Source organism: Gordonia hydrophobica NBRC 16057 (genome assembly GCF_001592365.1).
Taxonomy (GTDB): Bacteria; Actinomycetota; Actinomycetes; order Mycobacteriales; family Mycobacteriaceae; genus Gordonia; species Gordonia hydrophobica.
This window is the reverse complement of sequence record NZ_BCWU01000001.1, coordinates 323047-343477: the sequence shown is the minus strand read 5'-3', so window position 1 is coordinate 343477 and position 20431 is coordinate 323047. Positions and strand designations below refer to the sequence as shown.

Sequence of the window (20431 nt, the reverse complement as noted above, 5' to 3'; positions counted from 1 at the left end):
ACTCTCGTCAACTAACGTTCGGCGAGGATCTCGCCGACATATTTGGCAACCGTCGCGACCGACGCGATTGTTCCCGGATAGTCCATCCTCGTGGGACCGACCACCCCGACACTGCCGAACACAGTCCCCGAAGCACCGTACCCGGTCGAGACCACCGAGGTGTTCCGGAGGTCCTGGGTGTTGGTCTCCTCCCCGATCTGCACGGTCACCTGTCCCGTCCGTTGGGCGTGGGCCAACAGCTTCAGCACCACGACCTGCTCTTCGAGAGCTTCCAGGACAATGTCCATGCCGCCCATCGACTGGGAGAAGTCGGCGGCCGACCGCGCGAGATTCGACGTCCCGCCGAGCACCAGCCGGTCCTCGCCGCGTTCGACGAGCGTCTCGACGAGGACGGTGGCGACGGTGACGACTGCCTCCTGCAGTTCAGTCGGCGCGGTGGTCGCGAGTTCGGCGACGGCGGCCGACGCGTCCTCCAGTCGCTGCCCGTCGAGCGCCTTCGAGAACATGTCGCGCACCAGCGTGAAGTTGTCGTCGGTGAGTTCGTTCGCCAGCGACACCATCCGCTGCTCCACCCGGCCGGTGTCGGTGATGACGACCAGAAGCAGCCTGCTCGGCGTCAGCGACACCACTTCGAGGTGCCGCACCCGCGCGGTGGACAGGACCGGGTACTGGATGACGGCGACCTGCCGGGTCAGTTGGGCCAGCAGCTTCACCGAGCGGCGGAGGACGTCGTCCAGGTCGACGCTGCTGTCGAGGACTGAGAGGATGGCGCGTCGTTCGGCCGCCGACAGCGGTTTGATCTCGCTGATCCGGTCCACGAACATCCGATAGCCCTTGTCGGTCGGGACGCGACCGGAGCTGGTGTGCGGCTGCGCGATGTAGCCCTCAGCTTCGAGCACCGCCATGTCGTTGCGGACCGTCGCACTGGAAACGCCCAGCTGGTGGCGGTCGACGAGGGCTTTGGACCCGATCGGTTCCTGCGTATCGACGTAATCGGTGACGATGGCACGCAGGATCTCGAAACGCCTGTCATCTGTCGACGACGACAACTCGACACCTCCGATCACTGACATTGCCTACAGTGGATACGACCATTCTACGAAACTGATGGAAAGACCAGGACGGCGATGATCTTCAAGGGCGTGCGCGATGGCAAACCGTACGTCGAGCACGGTCTCACGCCGCGCGAATGGGCACAGATCCCGCCCCGTCAATTCCGCCTCGACCAGCTGATCACCGTGACGACGGTGCTCGCCTTGGACAAGCTGCTGTCGGAGGACTCGACGTTCTACGGTGATCTCTTCGCCCATGTGGTCCAGTTCGACGGCGACCTGTATCTGGAAGACGGACTGCATCGCGCCGTCCGCTCGGCGCTCCGGAACCGCACCATCATCCACGCGCGGCTGCTCGATCTGGACGAACGACTGGCCGCGGGCTCCGCTCCGACGCCCGGATTCGGTGAGTCCGCCGTCGAGACGACCGCCCCGATCCGCATGGGTCGCGCAGTGCATCCCACCCGCCGCCGCGGCGGCGCCCACCGGCTGGACTGACGCGTGTCGCCGCTCAGTCGGCGACCAGGATGTCCCGCGTGATCCCGTCCGCCAGCAGCCGGCCGGCGTCGGTCAGCACGTAGCGCTGCCCGTCCGCAGTCAGCAGGCCCCGGGCGACGGCGCCGTCGGCACGGTCGCGTTCGCCCTCGTCCAACTCGTCGGCGGACAGGCCGTCGCGCATGCGGAGGCGGAGCATCACCGCCTCGGTGTGTCGGTCCTCGTCGGTGAGCACCTCGGATCCGTCGATCGGCAGCGCGCCGGCCGCCAGCGACGCCGAGTAGGTGGCCGGATGCTTCTGGTTCCACCAGCGGACACCGCCCACATGCGAGTGCGCGCCGGGGCCGACGCCCCACCAGTCGTCGCTGCGCCAGTACGCCTCGTTGTGCCGACAGACCGAGTCCGGGACCGGCAGTCCGTCCTGGCCCGCGCGAGCCCAGTTCGACACCTCGTACCAGGTCATTCCCGCGGCGGCGAGCCGCGCGTCGATCATCTCGTAGCGCGCGGCGAGCACGTCGTCGTCGGGCATCGGGACCTCGCCCCGGCGCACCTTGCGGGCGAACCGGGTGCCGTCTTCGACGATCAGCGCGTACGCCGAGACGTGATCGACGGGCACGGAGAGGACTGCGTCGAGTGAGGCGTCGAGGTCGTCGTCGCGCTCGGACGGGGTGCCGTAGATCAGATCGAGGTTGAGATGCTCGAAACCGGCGGCGGCGGCCTCGCGCGCGGCGTCGAGCGCACGACCGGGAGTGTGCGTGCGTTCCAGGACGCGCAGCACGTGGGTCGCGGCCGACTGCATGCCGAGCGAGACGCGGGTGAATCCCGCCTCCCGCAAGGTGTGGAAGAATTCCGGCGAGGTGGACTCCGGGTTCGATTCGGTCGTCACTTCGGCGCCGGGAGCGAGGTCGAACGAGTGATGTACAGCACTCAACAGCTCTGCCAGACCGTCCCCGCCGAGCAACGACGGGGTGCCGCCGCCGACGAAGATCGTCGAGACCGGACGTCCGGAACCTAGGAATGCCGCCGCCTGATCGAGCTCGGCGCGGACCCCTTCCAGCCAGCTCTGCGGCGACGACGAACTGCCGAGTTCGCCGGCGGTGTAGGTGTTGAAATCGCAGTACCCGCAGCGTGTTGCACAGAAGGGGACGTGGAGGTACAGGCTGAGCCCTCGCGCCGGATCGGCGTCGCGCAGAGCCGCCCGAGCCTCGTCGGAGAGCTCGTGCGGGGCGCGTCGTTCTATCACTCATCCATGATGACTCACGGCCTGTCAAGAGTATTAATCTCAGCGTGAGGAAAAATAACCGCAAGTAGACGGGCATGCGATCCGCGTGGCACCATAGTTGTCGTGACTTCCTCAGGAGTGTGGCTCGCCCAGCGGCGACACATCGATCTCAAGCGCGTCTGCAGCGCATTCTGTCGGCACTGACCGACAGATCGGCCGCGCGGGCCCTGCCCGCATAGTCCACTCTCCTGCCCGCCCAGCCCGCGGATCCACCGAGGACGCCGACTCTCGTCACACCTGGTTTCAGCCCAACTTTGTGCTGCCCTGTGTGGGCGGCGCACTCAGGAGTTTTGATGACGCTCACCCCGCCCCAGACGACCACCGCGCCGGCTTCCGACGCACCGGCCGCACCGCGCAAGCGCTCGCGCCCCACCAAGCGCAAGACCGAGGCGCAGTGGGCACTCGGCTACCGCGAGCCGCAGAACCCGGTCGAGCAGTGGAAGAAGGACGACCACCCGCTCAACGTCCGAGGACGGATCACCGATCTGTACGCCGAACTCGGGCACGACGCGATCGACAAGAACGACCTCCGCGGCCGCTTCCGCTGGATGGGCCTGTACACGCAGCGCGCCGAAGGCTACGACGGCACCTTCACCGGTGACGAGAACGGCGACCTGCTGGAGTCGCCGTACTTCATGATGCGCGTGCGCGCCGACGGTCAGATCCTGGATCTGGACCGGCTGCGCACCATCGGCGGCATCTCGCGCGACTTCGCCCGCGACACCCTCGACATCACCAACCGCCAGAACTTCCAGTACCACTGGATCGAGATCGAGAACGTGCCGGAGATCTGGCGCCGTCTCGGCGAGGTGGGCATGCAGACCACCTCCGCGTGCGGCGACTGCCCGCGCGGCATGCTCGGTTCGCCGCTGGCCGGACTCGCCGTCGACGAGGTGCTGGATGCCAGTTCGGCGCTCGACGAGATCGTCCGCCGTTACATCGGCAAGCCCGAGTACGCGAACCTGCCGCGCAAGTACAAGACGTCGGTCTCCGGTCTGCAGGACCTCCCCCACGAGATCAACGACATCGCGTTCGTCGGCGTCAACCACCCCGAGCACGGCCCCGGCCTGGACCTCTGGGTCGGCGGCGGCCTCTCCACCGTCCCGCACTTCTCGGTGCGCCTGGGCGCCTGGGTTCCCCTCGAGGACGTCCCCGATGTCTGGGAGGCCGTGACCTGCCTGTTCCGCGACTACGGCTACCGTCGTCTGCGCAGCAAGAACCGCTTTAAGTTCCTGGTCAAGGACCTCGGCCCGGAGAAGATCCGCGAGATCCTGGAGACCGAGTACCTGGGCCGCAAGCTGCTCGACGGCCCGGCGCCGGAGCCGGTCACCAAGGTCCGCGACCACGTCGGCATCCAGAAGCTGAAGAACGGCAAGTTCGCCGTCGGCGCCGCCCCGGTCTCCGGTCGCGTGTCGGGCACCATGCTGCTGCAGCTCGCCGACGCCGTCGAGCGCGCGGGCGCCACCGAGGTCCGCACCACGCCGTACCAGAAGCTGATCGTCCTCAACGTCGAGGAGGACAAGGTCGACCAGCTGGTCGCCGAGCTCGAGGAGATCGGCCTGCCGACCAACCCGACGCCGTGGCGTCGCGGCATCATGACCTGCACCGGCCTGGAGTACTGCAAGCTGGCGTTCGTCGAGACGCGTCGCCGCGCCATCGCCCTGCTCCCCGAGCTGGAGGAGCGGATGGCCGACCTGAACTCGCAGCTCGACGTCCCGGTCACCGTCCACCTCAACGGCTGCCCCAACTCATGCGCGCGCATCCAGACCGCGGACATCGGGTTCAAGGGCCAGCTCATCGAGCAACCGGACGGCACCAAGGCCGAGGGCTTCCAGGTCCACCTGGGCGGCAGCCTGGGCGCCGACCTCGGCTTCGGCCGCAAGGTCCGTCAGCACAAGGTGCTCTCGGCCGATCTCGGCGATTACATCGAGCGCGTCGTCCGCAACTACATCGCACAGCGCGAGGAGAACGAGCGCTTTGCCCAGTGGGTGGTCCGCGCCGACGACACGGACCTGCAGTGAGGAAGTGACATGACCGTCATCGAAACGACAGAGGACTTGCGCGCCATCGCCGAGGCGGGCGCCGCCGAACTCGGTCCGGACGCCACGGCGGAGCAGTTGCTCCGCTGGACGGCCGCGACGTTCGGCCCCGACTTCGTGATCGCCGCGAACATGCAGGACGCCGTCCTGATCGACGTCGCCGACAAGGCCATCGAGAACAAGGACGCCGTCGGCGGCAAGCTGAAGGCACTGTTCCTGGACACCGGCTACCACTTCGCCGAGACCCTCGGCACCCGCGACGCCGTCACCCAGGTCTACGACCTCGAGCTGCTGAACATCACGCCCGAGCACACCGTCGAAGAGCAGGATCAGCTCCTCGGCAAGGATCTGTTCAGCCGGGAGCCGGGAGAGTGCTGCCGACTCCGCAAGGTGGTTCCGCTGCGCGGCGCGCTGAAGCCGTACCGCGCATGGGTCACGGGGATCCGCCGTGTCGAGGCGCCGACGCGCGCCAACGCTCCGCTGATCTCGTTCGACGATGCGTTCGGCATCGTCAAGATCAATCCGCTCGCCGCCTGGAGCGACGAGCAGTTCCAGGACTACATCGACACTCACGGCGTCCTGGTGAATCCGCTGGTCGACGAGGGCTACCCCTCGATCGGGTGCGCACCCTGCACCGTCAAACCAGCCGCCGGAGCCGATCCGCGCAGCGGCCGTTGGGCCGGCAGCGCCAAGACAGAATGCGGGTTGCACGCGTCATGACCATCACTGAATCGACACAGATCCAGACCTCGAACGCCACGGGTTTCACCACCCTCGACGCTCTCGAGTCGGAGGCCATCCACATCTTCCGCGAGGTCGCGGGCGAGTTCGAGCGACCGGTGATCCTGTTCTCCGGCGGCAAGGACTCCACGCTGCTGCTCCACCTGGCGCTCAAGGCCTTCTGGCCCGCACCGCTGCCGTTCACGCTGATGCACGTGGACACCGGCCACAACCTGCCGGAGATCATCAAGTTCCGCGACGAGATCGTCGAACGCCACGGCCTGCGCCTGCACGTCGCGAGCGTCGAGGAGTACCTCGCCGACGGTCGCCTCACCGAGCGTCCGGACGGGATCCGCAACCCGCTGCAGACCATTCCGCTGCTCGACGGCATCAGCGAGAACCGGTTCGACGCGGTCTTCGGCGGCGCCCGCCGCGACGAGGAGCGCGCCCGCGCCAAGGAGCGCATCTTCTCGCTGCGCAACGCGTTCGGCCAGTGGGATCCGAAGCGTCAGCGCCCCGAGCTGTGGAACCTGTACAACGGCCGTCACGCACCGGGCGAGCACGTGCGCGTGTTCCCGCTGAGCAACTGGACCGAGCTCGACGTGTGGCGCTACATCGCCCGCGAACAGGTGCTGCTCGCTCCCCTGTACTACGCGCACGAGCGTGAGGTGTACGAGCGGGACGGCATGTGGATGACGTCCGGTCCGTGGGGCGGTCCCCGCGAGGGCGAGACCGTCGAGACCCGGATGGTCCGTTACCGCACCGTCGGCGACGGTTCCACCACCGGCGCCGTGCTGTCCGACGCCACCGACAACGAAGCCGTGCTGGCCGAGGTCGCGGCCTCGCGTCTGACCGAGCGCGGCGCCACCCGCGGCGACGACCGTGTCTCCGAGGCAGCCATGGAAGACCGCAAGCGCGAAGGATATTTCTGATGAGCAACCCCAACCTCACCGAGCGCGATTTCGGCGCCGGGAGCGAAGCGAGCGGACCGGTCCGCAGTTCAGCAGATCTGCTGCGCATCGCGACCGCTGGTTCGGTGGACGACGGCAAGTCGACGCTCGTCGGCCGCCTCCTCTACGACACCAAGTCGGTGCTCGCCGATCAGATCGACGCCGTCACCAAGGCGTCCGTCGACCGCGGCATGGACACCCCGGACCTCTCGCTGCTGGTCGACGGCCTGCGCGCCGAGCGGGAGCAGGGCATCACCATCGACGTCGCGTACCGGTACTTCGCGACGCCTGCTCGGTCGTTCGTCCTCGCCGACACCCCCGGTCACGTCCAGTACACCCGCAACACGGTGTCGGGCGCGTCGACCGCGCAGCTGGTGATCCTGCTGGTCGACGCCCGCAACGGCGTCGTCGCCCAGACCCGTCGCCACGCCGCCGTGATGGCCTTGCTCGGCGTCCCGCGCCTGGTGTTGGCCGTGAACAAGATCGACCTCGTCGACAACCCGGCCGAGGTGTTCGCGACCGTGTCCAGGGAGTTCAACGAGATCACCGCCGCGCTCGGCTACGCCCCCGATCAGGTGCAGGAGATCCCCGTTTCGGCGCTGCACGGCGACAACGTCGCCATCCGCTCCGAGAACACCCCGTACTACGACGGTCCGACCCTCATCGAGCACCTCGAGACGGTGCCGAACCAGCTCGACCGCGGCGACGTCGGCCTGCGCTTCCCGGTGCAGTACGTGATCCGGCCGCGCACCGCCGAGTACCCGGACTACCGCGGCTACGCCGGTCTGGTGTCGGCGGGCACCGTGTCGGTCGGCGACGAGGTGGTCGTGCAGCCGTCGGGTCAGCGCACCACCATCGCCAAGATCGACACCCCGGACGGCGAACTCGAGACCGCACACGCGGGCCGCAGTGTCACGCTGCTGCTGACCGACGACATCGACATCTCGCGCGGCGACCTGATCGCCTCGGCGAGCGATGCGCCCGAACCCGCGCAGCAGTTCACCACCACGGTGTGCTGGCTGGCGGAGAAGCCGCTGCGCCCGGGTGCGCGCCTGCTGCTCAAGCACGGCGCCAAGACCACCCAGGCGATCGTCGGTGCGCTCGACGCACTGTTCGACGAGCAGGAGCTCAGTCTGGTCGACACCCCGGAATCGTTGGAGCTCAACCAGATCGGTCGAGTCTCGCTGCAGACCGCCGAGCCGATCGCGGCCGACGACTACTCCGTCGACCGCGACTCGGGCAGCTTCCTGCTGATCGATCCCCAGGGCGGCAACACCCTCGGTGCCGGACTCGTCGGCGACGCTCTGGAGTCGCTGAAGCTGTCGGCGCCCGCCCTGGTCTGAGAATGACCACCCTGCTCCTCGCCGCGCACGGCAGCCGCGATCCGCGGTTCGACGTCACCGCGCGGCGGGTGGCCGACGCCGTCCGCGTCGCGCTGCCTGCCGTGCGCGTGGAGTTGGCCTACCTCGACCTCACCGCTCCGCTGATCAGCGATGTGCTCGCTGAGCTGGCCGGCGAGGTGGTGGTGGTTCCGCTGCTGTTCGGCGACGGTTTCCACAGCAAGACCGATCTGCCTGCACTGCTCGACGACGCGGTCGCCGCCAACCCGGCCCTGCGCGTCCGCCAGACGCCGGTCGTCGGTCGCTACTCCCCCGTTCCGGCGCTCGCCGATCGGCTCACCGAGTCGGGCCTCAACGGCGACGACGCCGTGCTGATGCTGGCAGTCGGATCGTCGGACGCCGGGAGCGACGCGTCGGTCATCGAACGCGGTCACGAACTGTCGGGCGTTCTCGGCCTGCCGGTGCGCACCGTGTTCGCGACGCGTCTGGGCCGCGACGGCGCCGTCGTCCACGACGCCGTCGATGCCCTTCTCGCCGCCGGCGCCAGCCGGATCGCCGTCAGCCCGCTGTTCCTGTCGGCGGGGTTGTTGACCGATCGGGTGGAACGCTACCTCGACGCCATGAACGTCCCGATGTTCGTCGCAGCTCCCGTCGCCGAGCACCCGTGCCTGGTTCGCGCCGTCACCCGGCTGTACGCCGCCGCCGTCGCTGCGGAGCCTGCGCCGATCGGTGGCTGACACTCGTCGACACGAGGCGGAATCGGGTGGGTGGTCGCGGGGATCTCGATACACCGCTTGCTCGCTTCGCTCGCAGGCGGCACTCGATCAGCGTGGGGGCAGGCGGCACTCGCCGACGGCACTCGATCAGCGTGGGGGCAGGTGCGCTCGCAGGCCGCGCTAGCCCTGGATCCGGACCTTCGCGTCGCCCCAGGCGGCGTCGCGCAGTTCGTTCTTGCGGATCTTGCCGGTCGACGTCTTGGGGAGGTCGTCGACGAACTCCACCTCGCGCGGGGCCTTGTACGAAGCGATCTGGGTCTTCACGTGCGCGATCGCCTCGGCCTCGGTGAGCTCGGCGCCGGGCCGCAGGACCGCGTACGCCTTGGGACGCTCGCCCCACTTGTCGTCCGGAACGCCGACCACCGCGACGTCCAACACCGCCGGATGGCTGACGACCGCTTGCTCCACCTCGATGGTGGAGATGTTCTCGCCGCCCGAGATGATGACGTCCTTGGCCCGGTCGAGGAGCTGAACGTACCCGTCGGGATGCATCACGCCGAGGTCGCCGGAATGGAACCAGCCGCCGGCGAAGGCCTCAGCGGTCTTCTCCGGATCCTCGAAGTAGCCCTTCATGACGACGTTGCCGCGCATCACGATCTCGCCCATCTGCACCCCGTCGGCGGCGACGTCGATCAACGACCCGTCCTCGGCCGCCTGCGGCAGGACCACCCGCATCCGGTCGGCGGTCACCATCCCGACGCCCTGGCGCGCCATCTTGACGGCACGCTCGTCGTCGGACAGGTCCGACCAACTCTCGGCGGGCTCGCAGACCGAATACGGACCGTACGTCTCGGTGAGGCCGTACACGTGGATGAGTTCGATGCCGAGATTGCCGATGGCGCGGATGATGGTCGGGCTCGGCGGCGCGCCGGCCGTCGCGATCGCCAGCCTGCGATCCATCGCATGCGCTTCCCCCGCCGTCGCGAGGGTGGTGAGGACCGTCGGCGCACCGCTCATCTGGTTCACGCACTCGGTGTCGATGAGACGCCACATGTCGTCGCCGCGCACCGCCCGCAGGCACACGTGAGTCCCCGCGACCGCGGTGACCGACCACGGCCCGCACCAGCCGTTGCAGTGGAACATCGGCAGCGTCCACAGATACCGGGTGCCGGTGGTGAACCCCTGGGTCATGGCATTGCCGAGCGACGCCAGGTACGCGCCGCGGTGCGTGTACATCACGCCCTTCGGCTTGCCCGTGGTGCCGGAGGTGTAGTTGATGGTGATGACCGCGTTCTCGTCGTCGACCTCCCATGGGATCGGGGTGTCGTCGCCGCGCGCCAGCACGTCGTCGTATCGGGTGCCGGACCCGGTGTACGACCCATCCTGCTCGGGCGCCTGCACCACCTCGCCGACGGTCTGAAACGGCACGTCGGCCAACGGAGCCAGCAGGGCTGGATCGCCGACCAGGATCGTGGCGCCGGAATGGTCGCAGATGTACTGCACTTCGGCGGGCGCCAGCCGGGTGTTGATCGCGACGAGCACACCGCCCGCGAGCGGGACCGCGAAGTGCGCGACCAGCAGTTCGAACGAGTTCGACGACAGGTACGCGACCCGCTCGCCCGCGCCCAGACCCGACGCCCGCAGCGCGTTCGCGAGCCGTGTGACCGTCGCCGCCAACTCGCGGTAGGTGATCCGCCGCGCGCCGTCGACGGCCGCTTCCTTCTCGGGGTGAACCTCGACGGCCCGCTCCAGGAAGCGCAGTGGTGTCAGCGGGGTGTCGAGTCCGCTGCGGTCACCGTTGGTCATGGGCTGGCTCCATTCTCGACTACACCTCAAGGACACCGGAGTCGCGACTCGCGGGCCGTTCCAGCATCCCACTGCGCGCCCCGGTGGGGGCGGCGTTCGCGACTATCCCAGCTCCGGAACCTTGGTCGCCCGCGCGAAGATGTGTTCGCCCGCGACCAGCCCGAGGGCGTTCTGATCACCGCGGGTGATCTGGGCGAGGAACTCCTCGCCGGATGCCGCCGCGACCAACTCGACGCGGGTCTCGAAACCGAGGTTCACCACCCGTTTGACCGTGGCTTTGATGACGCCGGTATCGAGTTCGGTGTCGGCGGGCGGGAAGACCATCTCCGGGGAGCGGCCGAGCCGGATGTCGTGGGGGCGCACCAGCTCGCCGTTCAGGCGCGAGATGGAGCCGAGGAACGACGCGACGAAGACATTGTCGGGCCGGTCGTAGAGGCTGTCGGGCGCCCCCACTTGCTCGATCCGTCCCTTGTTGAGGACGGCGATGCGGTCGGAGACGTCGAGCGCCTCCTGCTGGTCGTGCGTCACGAGGACGGTGGTGACGTGCATTTCGTCGTGGAGCTGGCGCAGCCACTTGCGCAGGTCCTCGCGCACCTTCGCATCGAGCGCGCCGAACGGCTCGTCGAGCAGCAGCACCTTGGGGTCCACGGCGAGGGCGCGGGCGAGGGCCATGCGCTGCCGCTGACCGCCGGACAACTGCGCCGGGTACCGCTTCTGGAAGACGGTCAGACCCACGATGTCGAGGAGCTCGTCGACTTTCGCGTTGATCTCGGCCTTGGGCCGCTTCCGGATCTTGAGGCCGAAGGCGATGTTGTCGCGGACGGTGAGGTGCTTGAACGCGGCGTAGTGCTGGAAGACGAAACCGATGTCGCGCTGCTGCGGCGACGCCCCGGACACGTCGAGTCCGTTGATCCGGACGGTGCCCGAATCGAGGCGGTCCAACCCGGCGATGGCGCGCAGCAGGGTGGACTTGCCCGACCCCGACGGTCCGAGCAGTGAGGTCAACGAGCCCTGCGGGATCTCGATCGAGACGTCGTCGAGCGCCGCGAAGTCGCCGTACCGCTTGTTGGCTCCGGTCACCGAGATGGACATGTCAGTTCTCCTTGCCGACGGCGTTGGTCAGTGTGGGTTCGGGTGCGGTGGACGCGGCCTGGTCGGCGGCACGCTGCGCCGACGGCGCGTCGGTCTCCGCGTCAGCCGTGTCATCACTCGTCGCTTCGCTCGCCCAGACGAGCTTGCCTTTGGCGCGACGCTCGATCACCGTCATCACCACCAGCACCAGCACAGCCACCAGCATCAGCAGCGTCGCCGCCGCGTAGGCACCGTACTCGTTGTAGTCGTCGGTGTAGCGCGAGTTCACCAGCAGCGTCAAGGTCTGCGAGACGCCGGGGAAGTTCGACGACACCATCGTGACGGCGCCGAACTCGCCGAGCGCGCGGGCGATGGTCAGGATGACGCCGTAAGTCAGACCCCATCGGATGGCGGGGAGGGTGATCCGCCAGAACGTCTGCCAGCCGGTGGCGCCGAGGGTGGCGGCCGCCTCCTCCTGTTCGGTGCCGATCTCGCGGAGCACTGGCTCCACTTCACGCACCACGAACGGCAGGGTCACGAAGATCGTGGCGAGCACCATGCCCGGTATCCCGAAGATCACCCGGAAGCCGAGGGACTCGATGCCCCCGAACCACCCGCTGCTCCCCCACAGCGCGATCAGCGCGACGCCGACGACGACCGGCGACACCGCGAACGGCAGGTCGACGACCGACTGCAGCAGTCCTTTGCCCGGGAACCGGCCACGGGCCAGGGCGAGGGCGGTGAGAATGCCGAACACCACGTTGAGCGGGACGACGATCACCACGATCAGCAGCGTCAACTGCAGCGCGGAGATCGCGGCGGGCGTGGTGATCCAGTCCCAGAACTGGCCGATGCCGTGCTCGAACGACCGCCAGAAGATCAGTGCCACCGGCACCACCAGGAGCACCAGCAGGTACAGCAGCGCCACGGTGCGCAGCGTGAGCCGGGTCAGACGCGAGATGATCATTCGTCACCCTCCCGGCGACTCTGGAATCGGGCGATCACGCGCAGGATCAAAAGCACGACGAACGCGATGGCCAGCAGCGCGACGGAGACGGCGGCGGCGTTGACCTGCTCGTCGATCTCGATCTGCTGTTGGATGTACTGCGAGGCGACCTGGGTCTTGCCGGGGATGTTGCCGCCGATCAGGACCACTGATCCGAACTCGCCGATCGCCCGGGTGAAGGCCAGGCCGGCGCCCGAGAGGATCGCGGGCAGCAGCGCCGGCAGCACGATCTTGGCCCAGATCACCCGATTGCCTGCGCCGAGGACTGCGGCGGCCTCTTCGACGGAGGTGTCGAGCTCCATCAAGACCGGCTGCACCTGGCGGACGACGAACGGCAGCGTGACGAAGGTCAGCGCCATGATGACGCCGGGCTGGGTGGCGACGAGCTGGATGTCGAACGGGCTGTTGGGTCCGTACAGCGACAGCAGCACCAGGCTGGCGACGATCGTCGGAAGCGCGAACGGCAGATCGATGATCGCGTTGACGACGCTCTTGCCCGGGAAGTCGTCGCGGACCAACACCCACGCGATGATGGTCCCGAAGATCACGTTGATGACGGCCACGACCAGCGAGATCACCAGCGTGATCCCGAGCGACTGCAGTGCGGCCGAATCGGTGATGCCCGCCCAGAATCCGCTGGGACCGTCGTCGAACGACGCTGCCGCGATGGCCGCGAGCGGCAGCAGCACGATGATCGACAGCCACAGTCCGGTGACGCCGAGCGACAGCGGTCCGTCCGGTCGCCAGCCGCGGCGCGGCGCGAACGAGTCCGATCCCTGCGCGCCGGAGTCGACGGTCTCGGCGGTCATCGGCCCGCCTCCGATGCGTAGATCCGGCTGATGGCGCCGTCGCTGCCGAACAACTGCTCGTCGACCTTCTTCCAGCCGCCGAGATCGTCGACCGTCCACAGCCGGCTGATCTCGCCGGGGAACAGGTCAGCGGTCTGTTCGGCGACCGCCGGATCGACGGGACGGAATCCGGCCTTGGCCCACAGTTCCTGGCCCACGGTGGAGAACAGGAAGTCGACGAAGGTCTTCGCGGCTTCCTTGTCCTTGCTTGTGTTCACCACAGCGATCGGGTTCTCGATCTTGAAGGTGGTCGAGGGGACCACGTAGTCGATCTGGTCGGCGGCGGGCGCGCCTGCGTTCTTGCGGGAGAGCATGATCGCCTCGTTCTCGTAACTGATCAGGACGTCGCCTTGCCCTTGCTGGAACGTCGACGTGGCTTCGCGGCCCGATTTCGGCAGCACCTTCACGTGGTCGCGCACCAGGTCGGTGACGTAGTCGAGCCCGGCCTGCGGGTTCGCGCCGCCGTCGCTCATGGCGGCGTACGGGGCCAGCAGGTTCCACTTGGCCGAGCCCGAGCTGCCTGGGTTGGGCGTGATGACTTCGACGCCCGGGCGCAGGAGGTCGTCCCAGGTGCGGATGTTCTTGGGGTTGCCCTTGCGGACGACGAGCGCCACCACCGAGCCGAACGGCACCGAGTTGTGCGGTGCCTGCGTCTGCCAGTCGGCGTCGACGACACCGGCCTTCACCAGGCGGGTGATGTCTGGTTCGACAGAGAGGTTGACCACGTCGGCGGGCAGCCCACGGGCCACCTTGCGGGACTGATCGCCCGAGGCGCCGTACGACTGTGAGAAACCGATGTCACTGCCGCCGGGCGTCTGGCGGAACGCCGGAATCACCTCGTCGAACCCGATTTTCGGTGTCGCATACGCCACCAGGTTCAGGTGCCTGCTCCCCGACGAGATGTCGATTCCGCCGGGGCTGTCGGTACTGCCGCCACCGCACCCGGTGAGCGCAGCGACGAGGCCGACGATCAGTGCCAGACTGATCGCCGCCGTCCCGGCGCGTGTCTTGGTTCCCGTACTCACCTGAAGTACCTAACCATCGCCGCGGGCAGGTCTCAACGGCCCGTTGCACGGCGGCGCAACGACGGCGGCGGAGCCGAAAAGTTGTGCTAGCGGAGGATCAACCAGGCGATCAGCACGAGGACCAACAGGGCCACCAATGCGATCGTGACTTTGGAACGAAACATCGACTCAGATTCCCCATCCGTGATCATCGTCGGCCTCTGCCCGGCCGAGCTTCGAGAACAGTGTCCCGACCAGGTAATTCACACCCGATGCGGCCACCGTGGCCAGTGGTACCAAGACGAGTGCGGTGACGATCAATTGAGGGATGAACGGCAGCCCCGTCAGCCACTCCTCCACGCCGTCCCACCAGGACAGAATGCTGTTCACTGCTTGATCACCTCATGTCCGCCGCGCCCGCGCTGTTACAACCACGCTGATTTGAAACCCTACTCGCCGGGCCTCGGAGACGGCGCTCACGCCGTCCGCCGGGTCCGGGCCGTCACTGGCCGGCGACGACGAGCCCGCGGCGCGCCAACAGCGGCGTGATCTGCGCGGCGTGGCCGAGCATCGCCGCATGCGCGGCGACCGGATCCACGCTGTCACCCTTCTCCAGGACCGCGTCCGCGAACGCCCGGCCGAGGTCTCGGTCCAGTCCGCCGCCGGTGAGGAACCACTGCTCGGTCTCGGCGTCGAGGACCTCGGACCAGATGTACGAGTAGTAGGCCGACGAGTAGCCGCCGCCGAACACGTGATTGAAGTAGGTGCTGCGGTATCGCGGCGGAATCAGGTCCGACGCCAACCCCGCGTCGGCCAGCGCCTGGGCTTCGAATGCGAGGACGTCGGTCGGAATCTCGTCTTCCGCGAGACGGTGCCAGGCCAGATCCAGCGCAGCCGCCGCCAGGTATTCGAGGGTGGAGTGTGCGGACTCGGTCGCCGTCGACGCGCGGACGGCGTCGATCAGGGCCGCGGGCGCCTGCTCTCCGGTCTCGTGGTGGCGCGCGTAGCCGCCGACGACGTCGGGGTGCAACGCCCACATCTCGTTGACCTGGGAGGGGAACTCGACGAAGTCGCGCGGGACGGACGTCCCCGACTGCGACACGTAGTCCACCTTCGACAGCAGCCCGTGAATGGCGTGCCCGAACTCGTGGAACAGGGTCGTGAGTTGATCGAACGAGACGAGGCAGTGCTGCCCCGGCTCCGGCTTGGTGAGGTTCAGGACGTTGACCACGATCGGCGCCGTGCCCAACTGCGCGGACTGGTCGACGATGTTGTTCATCCACGCGCCGCCTCGTTTGGAGGGGCGGGCGTAGAAGTCCCCGAGGAACAGACCGATCCCCTCGCCGTCGCGGAAGACCTCCCAGACGCGGACGTCCGGGTGGTAGCCGGCCAGATCGTCGCGGGCGGTGAAAGTCAGTCCGTACAGCGTCCCCGCTGCCGCGAACACGCCGTCGTGCAGGACCGCGTCGAGTTCGCAGTAGTTCTCGAAGTCGGTGATGTCCACGGCGTTCGCGGCTGCTCTGCCCGGACCGCTCGCTGCCTGGGCGCGCTGGTCCGCGGCCAGGTAGTAGGTGACGTCGGCGGCCGTGAGCGGATGTCCGGCGCGCTCGGTGAGGCGCGCGAGTTCGGCCTTCCCCGCCTGCGTCGCCGCGGTCGCCAACTCGGTCAGCATGGCGGCAACGGCGTCGGGTGTCGGCGCCGTGGCCTCGGCGATCACGTACTCGGCGTGCGATGCGTACCCGAGGAGTGCCGCGCGGCGGGCGCGCAGCGTGACGATCTCCACGATGACGGCGCGCGTGTCGAATTCGTTGTCGCGGGCGCACCGATGGATGGACGCGTCGAAGACTCGTCGACGCGCGGCGGGGTCGGTCAGTTTGGCGACCGAGGCCTGGCTGGTCGGGAGCTCCAGGGCGATGAGGTATCCGTCGCGTCCGGCGTCCGCCGCGGCGCGTCCGGCGGCGGCGATCTCCGACGGCGACAGTCCATCGAGGGCGGCGGCGTCGTCGAAGTGCACCGCCGACGCGTTGGTGTCGTCGAGCAGATGCTGTCCGAACTCGGTGGTGAGCGTGGCGAGCCGTCCCGAGATCTCCCGCATCTGCGCCTGCCCGGCGTCGTCGAGCGCTGCGCCGGCGCGGACGGCGTCGCGGTAGCGCTGCTCCAGCAGTCGGGTCTGCGCCTCGTTGAGCCCCAGGTCTGCGCGACGGTCGTAGAGGTCCGCGATCCGCGCGAACAACTGCGGGTTCATCGTGATCGCGTTGCCGTGCTCGGTGAGGCGGACCGCGAGCTCTTGCGCGATCTCGGCGCGCTGCGGGTTGGTGTCGGGGCCTTCCAGGTTGAAGAAGATCCCGTTGGCGCGCGCCAGCGCTCGTCCCGACGCCTCCAGCGCAGCGATCGTGTTACCGAAGGTCGGCGCGTCGGCCGACGCCGCGATCGCCTCCACCTCGGTCAGGTGCTCGGCGAGCGCGGTGCCGTACGCCGGCAGGAAGTCGTCGTCGGAGATCGAGGCGAAGTCCGGCAGACCGTACGGCAGGTCCGACGGCGCCAGCACCGGATTGAGTTTCGCAGCACCGCTCACGGCGTCACTTTCCCTTCGGCTTGTCGCCCAGTTCGTCGGTCGAGAGCGCGGCGACGAAGGCCTCCTGCGGCACCTCGACGCGCCCGATGGTCTTCATCCGCTTCTTGCCTTCCTTCTGCTTCTCGAGCAGCTTGCGCTTACGGCTGATGTCGCCGCCGTAGCACTTGGCGAGGACGTCCTTGCGGATGGCGCGGATGTTCTCGCGGGCGATGATCTTGGAGCCGACGGCGGCCTGGATCGGGACCTCGAACTGCTGCCGCGGAATCAGCTCGCGCAGTTTGAGCGCCATCCGATTGCCGTAGGCGTAGGCCGCATCCTTGTGGACGATGGCGCTGAACGCGTCGACGGCCTCGCCCTGCAGCAGAATGTCCACCTTGACCAGCTCGGCCTCCTGCTCGCCCGCCTCCTCGTAGTCGAGGCTGGCGTAGCCGCGGGTGCGCGATTTCAACGAGTCGAAGAAGTCGAAGATGATCTCGGCCATCGGCAATTTGTACCGCAGTTCGACGCGCGTCTCCGACAGGTAGTCCATGCCGCCCAGCTCACCGCGACGGGACTGACACAGTTCCATGATGGCGCCGACGAATTCGCTCGGCGCGATGATCGTGGTGCGAACCATCGGCTCGAAGATCTGCCGGGTCTTGCCGGTGGGCCAGTCGGACGGGTTGGTCACGACATGCTCGGAGCCGTCGTCCATGACCACCCGGTAGACCACGTTCGGCGCGGTGGAGATGAGGCTGAGGTTGAACTCGCGCTCCAGCCGCTCCCGGGTGATCTCCATGTGCAACAGGCCGAGGAAGCCACAGCGGAAACCGAAGCCCAGCGCCACCGAGGTCTCTGGCTCGAAGGTGAGTGCCGCGTCGTTGAGCTGCAGCTTCTCCAGCGCTTCCCGCAGCACGGGGTAGTCGGAGCCGTCGAGCGGGTACATGCCGGAGTACACCATCGGACGCGGCTCGCGGTAGCCGGTGAGCGGCTCGGCGGCGCCGCCTCGCGCGGTGGTGACGGTGTCACCGACCTTCGACTGCCGCACGTCCTTCACACCGGTGATGAGGTAGCCCACCTCACCGACGCCGAGACCGGTGCTGGCCTTCGGCTCGGGCGAGACGATGCCGACCTCGAGGAGTTCGTGGGTGGTGCCGGTCGACATCATCGCGATCTTCTCGCGCGGAGCGATCTTGCCGTCGACCACGCGGACATAGGTGACGACGCCGCGGTAGGTGTCGTACACCGAGTCGAAGATCATGGCGCGCGCCGGTGCGTCCGGGTCTCCGACCGGTGCCGGGATCTGCCGCACCGCCTCGTCGATCAGCTCGGGCACGCCGACGCCGGTCTTGCCGGAGACGCGCAGCACGTCCTCGGGCTCGCAGCCGACGATGTGCGCGAGCTCGGCCGCATAGCGATCAGGATCGGCGGCGGGCAGGTCGATCTTGTTGAGGACCGGGATGATGGTGAGGTCGTTCTCCATCGCCAGGTACAGGTTGGCGAGGGTCTGCGCTTCGATCCCCTGCGCGGCGTCGACCAGCAGGATTGCACCTTCGCAGGCTTCGAGCGCACGGGAGACCTCGTAGGTGAAGTCGACGTGTCCGGGGGTGTCGATCAGGTGCAGGACGTAGTCCTCGTCGCCGACCTTCCACGGGAGCCGGACGTTCTGCGCCTTGATGGTGATGCCGCGCTCGCGCTCGATGTCCATGCGGTCGAGATACTGCGCGCGCATCTGCCGTTCCTCGACGACGCCCGTCAACTGCAGCATGCGGTCGGCCAGGGTCGATTTGCCGTGGTCGATGTGCGCGATGATGCAGAAGTTCCGAATTCTCGACGGGTCGGTGAAGGTCTTGTCGGCGAAGCTGGGAATCTCACTCACTCCTTGCGCGTCGGGTCCCGGGTGGGGCCCGGCAGATGATCACCCACCAGTTTCGCACGAGTCGGCGCTCTCCTTCACCTCGCCGCCAACGAGCGCGCACAGATGCGCGACCGAACAGGCGGCCCGCCGTAGCTCCTCGTCGCTGCGGAGAGCTCGGCGGCCGTGACCTTCACGCTGCTCCCTGCGTCGTGCGGGCCCGGGTCACGCGGCCGCCGTTGGTGCGGCGGTCAGCGTCCTCCGTGCGTTGGAGCGAATCGGTTCGCGACGGCGGTCCGGGTGCTGCGGGTCGAGCGGTGGGCGGAACCACGGGTGCCGATCGTCGCCGATGAACACCTCCCAGCCAGTCTGGTGAACCACGGTGTGGTGCATGCGGCAGAGCAGGACGCAATTATCGATCGCAGTGTCTCCGCCCTCCGACCACGGCGTGCAGTGGTGAGCGTCAGTCCAGGAGATCGGCCGCCCGCAGCCCGGGAACGCGCAACCCCGGTCACGGGCCTCCAGCGCCCGGCGGAGGCCCGCAGGCACCAGACGATGCTCGCGGCCCACATCCAGGGGCGCCGAGTTCTGGTCGAGAATGACCCGGCGCATCGCTGCCTCGCACAAGACCAGTCCCACGGTCGCCGAGGACACTGGGCCGGTGAAACCGAGCGAGGCAACCTGTGACGAACCCTCGGGCACGGATCCTGGTGCGCTCGTGCCGTCACCGCACTGCGTCGGGGCGATCATCGTGACGTGCGGAAGAACCCCACCCGACACCGTCGGCCGCTCCTTCCCACTCAGGTAGGAGCGGATGACCTGCGCGAAAGCATCGGATCGACGTTGCTTAGCCGAGCGCGGATCCCGCGACCCGTCCGACTGCGGGATCGGTTTGCAGAGCGGGTCGAGCGCTTGATTGAGCTCTTCGCCGGTCAGCGCATCCAGATCGAACGTCCCGGTGGTGCGGCCATCGTCGCCGGTCACCAGCGTCATCTCGTTGAGATCGGTGTTTTCGGCGACCGGCACCGCGTCCGGATCAGTCTCATCGATCTCCGGCTGCCATTCCAGGGCGAGTTCCCGAGCCCGCTGCGACACATCCGCTGGCGTGACCTGGCAGGAGAGCCGCCGAGCCAGATCCGCCCGCCGATCCTCATCCAGCGGAACCCGCTTGCCGACGAACGTGATGGCTTTCCCGATCGCGTCGAGTTGTTCGATCGGAACACCGCCGGTTCGTGCGTGAACCATCACGCCCGGCATCGTGTGCGCGGCGTGTCCAGTGCGCGCGTATCGATGGGCGGCTGCCGGCGTGATGCCCAACTGCTTGAGTAGGTCGGTGCTGGTTTTGACTCGTTTCCGAGCCGGTAGTCCGGCTCGTCCGGCGGCGTCGGTCAACCCCGACATCGCCGTCCCAGCGAGATTGACCACCCGAGTCAACTGCACCATCGCCTGCCCGATGACAGCGTCATCGAAACCGACCGTCGAAGGACTCGCACACAAACACGCGAGTTCTCCTCCGGGTGCAGCGAGAGTGGGTGGGCTGAGCGCTTCGATGAGCGCGTCAGCGAATTCAGTGATGACGTCGACAACAGCCATGGCAATCCCCCTTGCCCTTGTTGGCGAACACGACCCGACGCGGGCCGCAATCCTGGCTGAGCACGCTCCGATAGGGAACGCGCCCGAAATGTGTAGCGGA

The 20431-nt window shown here is 67.9% G+C and carries 17 protein-coding genes; 6 read left to right on the top strand and 11 right to left on the bottom strand.

Features of this window, described 5'->3' with window-relative positions:
- Positions 1-11: 11 nt before the first annotated feature.
- On the bottom strand, positions 12-1073 hold the full coding sequence (gene hrcA / locus GH2_RS01700) for a heat-inducible transcriptional repressor HrcA (RefSeq protein ID WP_066162218.1): 1062 nt from the start codon (positions 1071-1073) through the stop codon (positions 12-14).
- A gap of 54 nt (positions 1074-1127) precedes the next feature.
- Here hrcA and GH2_RS01695 point away from each other — a divergent pair, with 54 nt between their 5' ends.
- Positions 1128-1550: a type II toxin-antitoxin system VapB family antitoxin gene (locus tag GH2_RS01695; protein ID WP_066162216.1), complete on the top strand. Its 423-nt coding sequence runs from the start codon at positions 1128-1130 to the stop codon at positions 1548-1550.
- Positions 1551-1563: 13 nt separating this feature from the next.
- Here the strand turns inward: GH2_RS01695 and hemW are convergent, their stop codons facing one another.
- Positions 1564-2790: a radical SAM family heme chaperone HemW gene (gene hemW / locus GH2_RS01690; protein WP_066162213.1), complete on the bottom strand. Its 1227-nt coding sequence runs from the start codon at positions 2788-2790 to the stop codon at positions 1564-1566.
- Between the two features lie 332 nt (positions 2791-3122).
- Here hemW and GH2_RS01685 point away from each other — a divergent pair, with 332 nt between their 5' ends.
- Genes GH2_RS01685 through GH2_RS01665 form a run of 5 tightly spaced genes read left to right on the top strand, consistent with a single transcriptional unit; the run spans position 3123 to position 8615 of the window.
- Positions 3123-4850, top strand: coding sequence for a nitrite/sulfite reductase (locus GH2_RS01685; protein WP_066162211.1), 1728 nt, complete (start codon positions 3123-3125; stop codon positions 4848-4850).
- Between the two features lie 9 nt (positions 4851-4859).
- The gene (locus tag GH2_RS01680) at positions 4860-5588 is read left to right on the top strand and encodes a phosphoadenylyl-sulfate reductase (RefSeq protein WP_066162210.1); all 729 of its coding nucleotides are present in this window, start codon (positions 4860-4862) and stop codon (positions 5586-5588) included.
- Positions 5585-6520 carry a sulfate adenylyltransferase subunit CysD gene (cysD, locus tag GH2_RS01675; protein ID WP_066163253.1) on the top strand — a complete coding sequence of 312 codons (936 nt, stop codon included), beginning with the start codon at positions 5585-5587 and terminating at the stop codon, positions 6518-6520. Before GH2_RS01680 ends, cysD begins: the two co-directional genes overlap by 4 nt.
- Positions 6520-7881, top strand: a complete 1362-nt coding sequence (locus GH2_RS01670) for a sulfate adenylyltransferase subunit 1 (protein WP_066162207.1) — start codon at positions 6520-6522, stop codon at positions 7879-7881. Before cysD ends, GH2_RS01670 begins: the two co-directional genes overlap by 1 nt.
- 2 nt (positions 7882-7883) lie before the next feature.
- Positions 7884-8615 carry a sirohydrochlorin chelatase gene (locus GH2_RS01665; protein ID WP_066162204.1) on the top strand — a complete coding sequence of 244 codons (732 nt, stop codon included), beginning with the start codon at positions 7884-7886 and terminating at the stop codon, positions 8613-8615.
- A gap of 159 nt (positions 8616-8774) precedes the next feature.
- Here the strand turns inward: GH2_RS01665 and GH2_RS01660 are convergent, their stop codons facing one another.
- From GH2_RS01660 to GH2_RS01620, 9 genes are all read right to left on the bottom strand, one after another.
- On the bottom strand, positions 8775-10400 hold the full coding sequence (locus GH2_RS01660; protein ID WP_066162202.1) for an AMP-binding protein: 1626 nt from the start codon (positions 10398-10400) through the stop codon (positions 8775-8777).
- A gap of 102 nt (positions 10401-10502) precedes the next feature.
- Positions 10503-11492, bottom strand: coding sequence for a sulfate/molybdate ABC transporter ATP-binding protein (locus tag GH2_RS01655; RefSeq protein ID WP_066162200.1), 990 nt, complete (start codon positions 11490-11492; stop codon positions 10503-10505).
- 1 nt (position 11493) lies between these two features.
- On the bottom strand, positions 11494-12438 hold the full coding sequence (cysW, locus tag GH2_RS01650) for a sulfate ABC transporter permease subunit CysW (protein ID WP_066162197.1): 945 nt from the start codon (positions 12436-12438) through the stop codon (positions 11494-11496).
- The gene (gene cysT, locus GH2_RS01645) at positions 12435-13286 is read right to left on the bottom strand and encodes a sulfate ABC transporter permease subunit CysT (RefSeq protein WP_066162195.1); all 852 of its coding nucleotides are present in this window, start codon (positions 13284-13286) and stop codon (positions 12435-12437) included. Before cysT ends, cysW begins: the two co-directional genes overlap by 4 nt.
- Complete coding sequence (locus tag GH2_RS01640; RefSeq protein ID WP_066163251.1) at positions 13283-14311, bottom strand: sulfate ABC transporter substrate-binding protein; 1029 nt, start codon at positions 14309-14311, stop codon at positions 13283-13285. Before GH2_RS01640 ends, cysT begins: the two co-directional genes overlap by 4 nt.
- 207 nt (positions 14312-14518) lie before the next feature.
- Positions 14519-14719 (bottom strand): hypothetical protein, encoded by a 201-nt coding sequence (locus GH2_RS01635; RefSeq protein ID WP_066162193.1) that lies wholly within the window; start codon positions 14717-14719, stop codon positions 14519-14521.
- A 112-nt stretch (positions 14720-14831) separates the two neighbouring features.
- Positions 14832-16904 carry a M3 family metallopeptidase gene (locus GH2_RS01630; protein WP_066162190.1) on the bottom strand — a complete coding sequence of 691 codons (2073 nt, stop codon included), beginning with the start codon at positions 16902-16904 and terminating at the stop codon, positions 14832-14834.
- A gap of 4 nt (positions 16905-16908) precedes the next feature.
- Positions 16909-18762, bottom strand: a complete 1854-nt coding sequence (gene lepA / locus GH2_RS01625) for a translation elongation factor 4 (RefSeq protein ID WP_066162187.1) — start codon at positions 18760-18762, stop codon at positions 16909-16911.
- A gap of 201 nt (positions 18763-18963) precedes the next feature.
- Positions 18964-20331: an HNH endonuclease signature motif containing protein gene (locus tag GH2_RS01620; protein WP_066162185.1), complete on the bottom strand. Its 1368-nt coding sequence runs from the start codon at positions 20329-20331 to the stop codon at positions 18964-18966.
- Between the last annotated feature and the right edge of the window lie 100 nt (positions 20332-20431).

Excerpts from the sequence above, each read along its gene's own strand:
- hrcA (WP_066162218.1), bottom strand. The coding sequence starts at position 1,073 with ATGTCAGTGATCGGAGGTGTCGAGTTGTCGTCGTCGACAGATGACAGG.
- GH2_RS01695 (WP_066162216.1), top strand. The coding sequence starts at position 1,128 with ATGATCTTCAAGGGCGTGCGCGATGGCAAACCGTACGTCGAGCACGGT.
- GH2_RS01685 (WP_066162211.1), top strand. The coding sequence starts at position 3,123 with ATGACGCTCACCCCGCCCCAGACGACCACCGCGCCGGCTTCCGACGCA.
- GH2_RS01680 (WP_066162210.1), top strand. The coding sequence starts at position 4,860 with ATGACCGTCATCGAAACGACAGAGGACTTGCGCGCCATCGCCGAGGCG.
- cysD (WP_066163253.1), top strand. The coding sequence starts at position 5,585 with ATGACCATCACTGAATCGACACAGATCCAGACCTCGAACGCCACGGGT.
- GH2_RS01670 (WP_066162207.1), top strand. The coding sequence starts at position 6,520 with ATGAGCAACCCCAACCTCACCGAGCGCGATTTCGGCGCCGGGAGCGAA.
- GH2_RS01665 (WP_066162204.1), top strand. The coding sequence starts at position 7,884 with ATGACCACCCTGCTCCTCGCCGCGCACGGCAGCCGCGATCCGCGGTTC.
- GH2_RS01660 (WP_066162202.1), bottom strand. The coding sequence starts at position 10,400 with ATGACCAACGGTGACCGCAGCGGACTCGACACCCCGCTGACACCACTG.
- GH2_RS01655 (WP_066162200.1), bottom strand. The coding sequence starts at position 11,492 with ATGTCCATCTCGGTGACCGGAGCCAACAAGCGGTACGGCGACTTCGCG.
- cysW (WP_066162197.1), bottom strand. The coding sequence starts at position 12,438 with ATGATCATCTCGCGTCTGACCCGGCTCACGCTGCGCACCGTGGCGCTG.
- cysT (WP_066162195.1), bottom strand. The coding sequence starts at position 13,286 with ATGACCGCCGAGACCGTCGACTCCGGCGCGCAGGGATCGGACTCGTTC.
- GH2_RS01620 (WP_066162185.1), bottom strand. The coding sequence starts at position 20,331 with ATGGCTGTTGTCGACGTCATCACTGAATTCGCTGACGCGCTCATCGAA.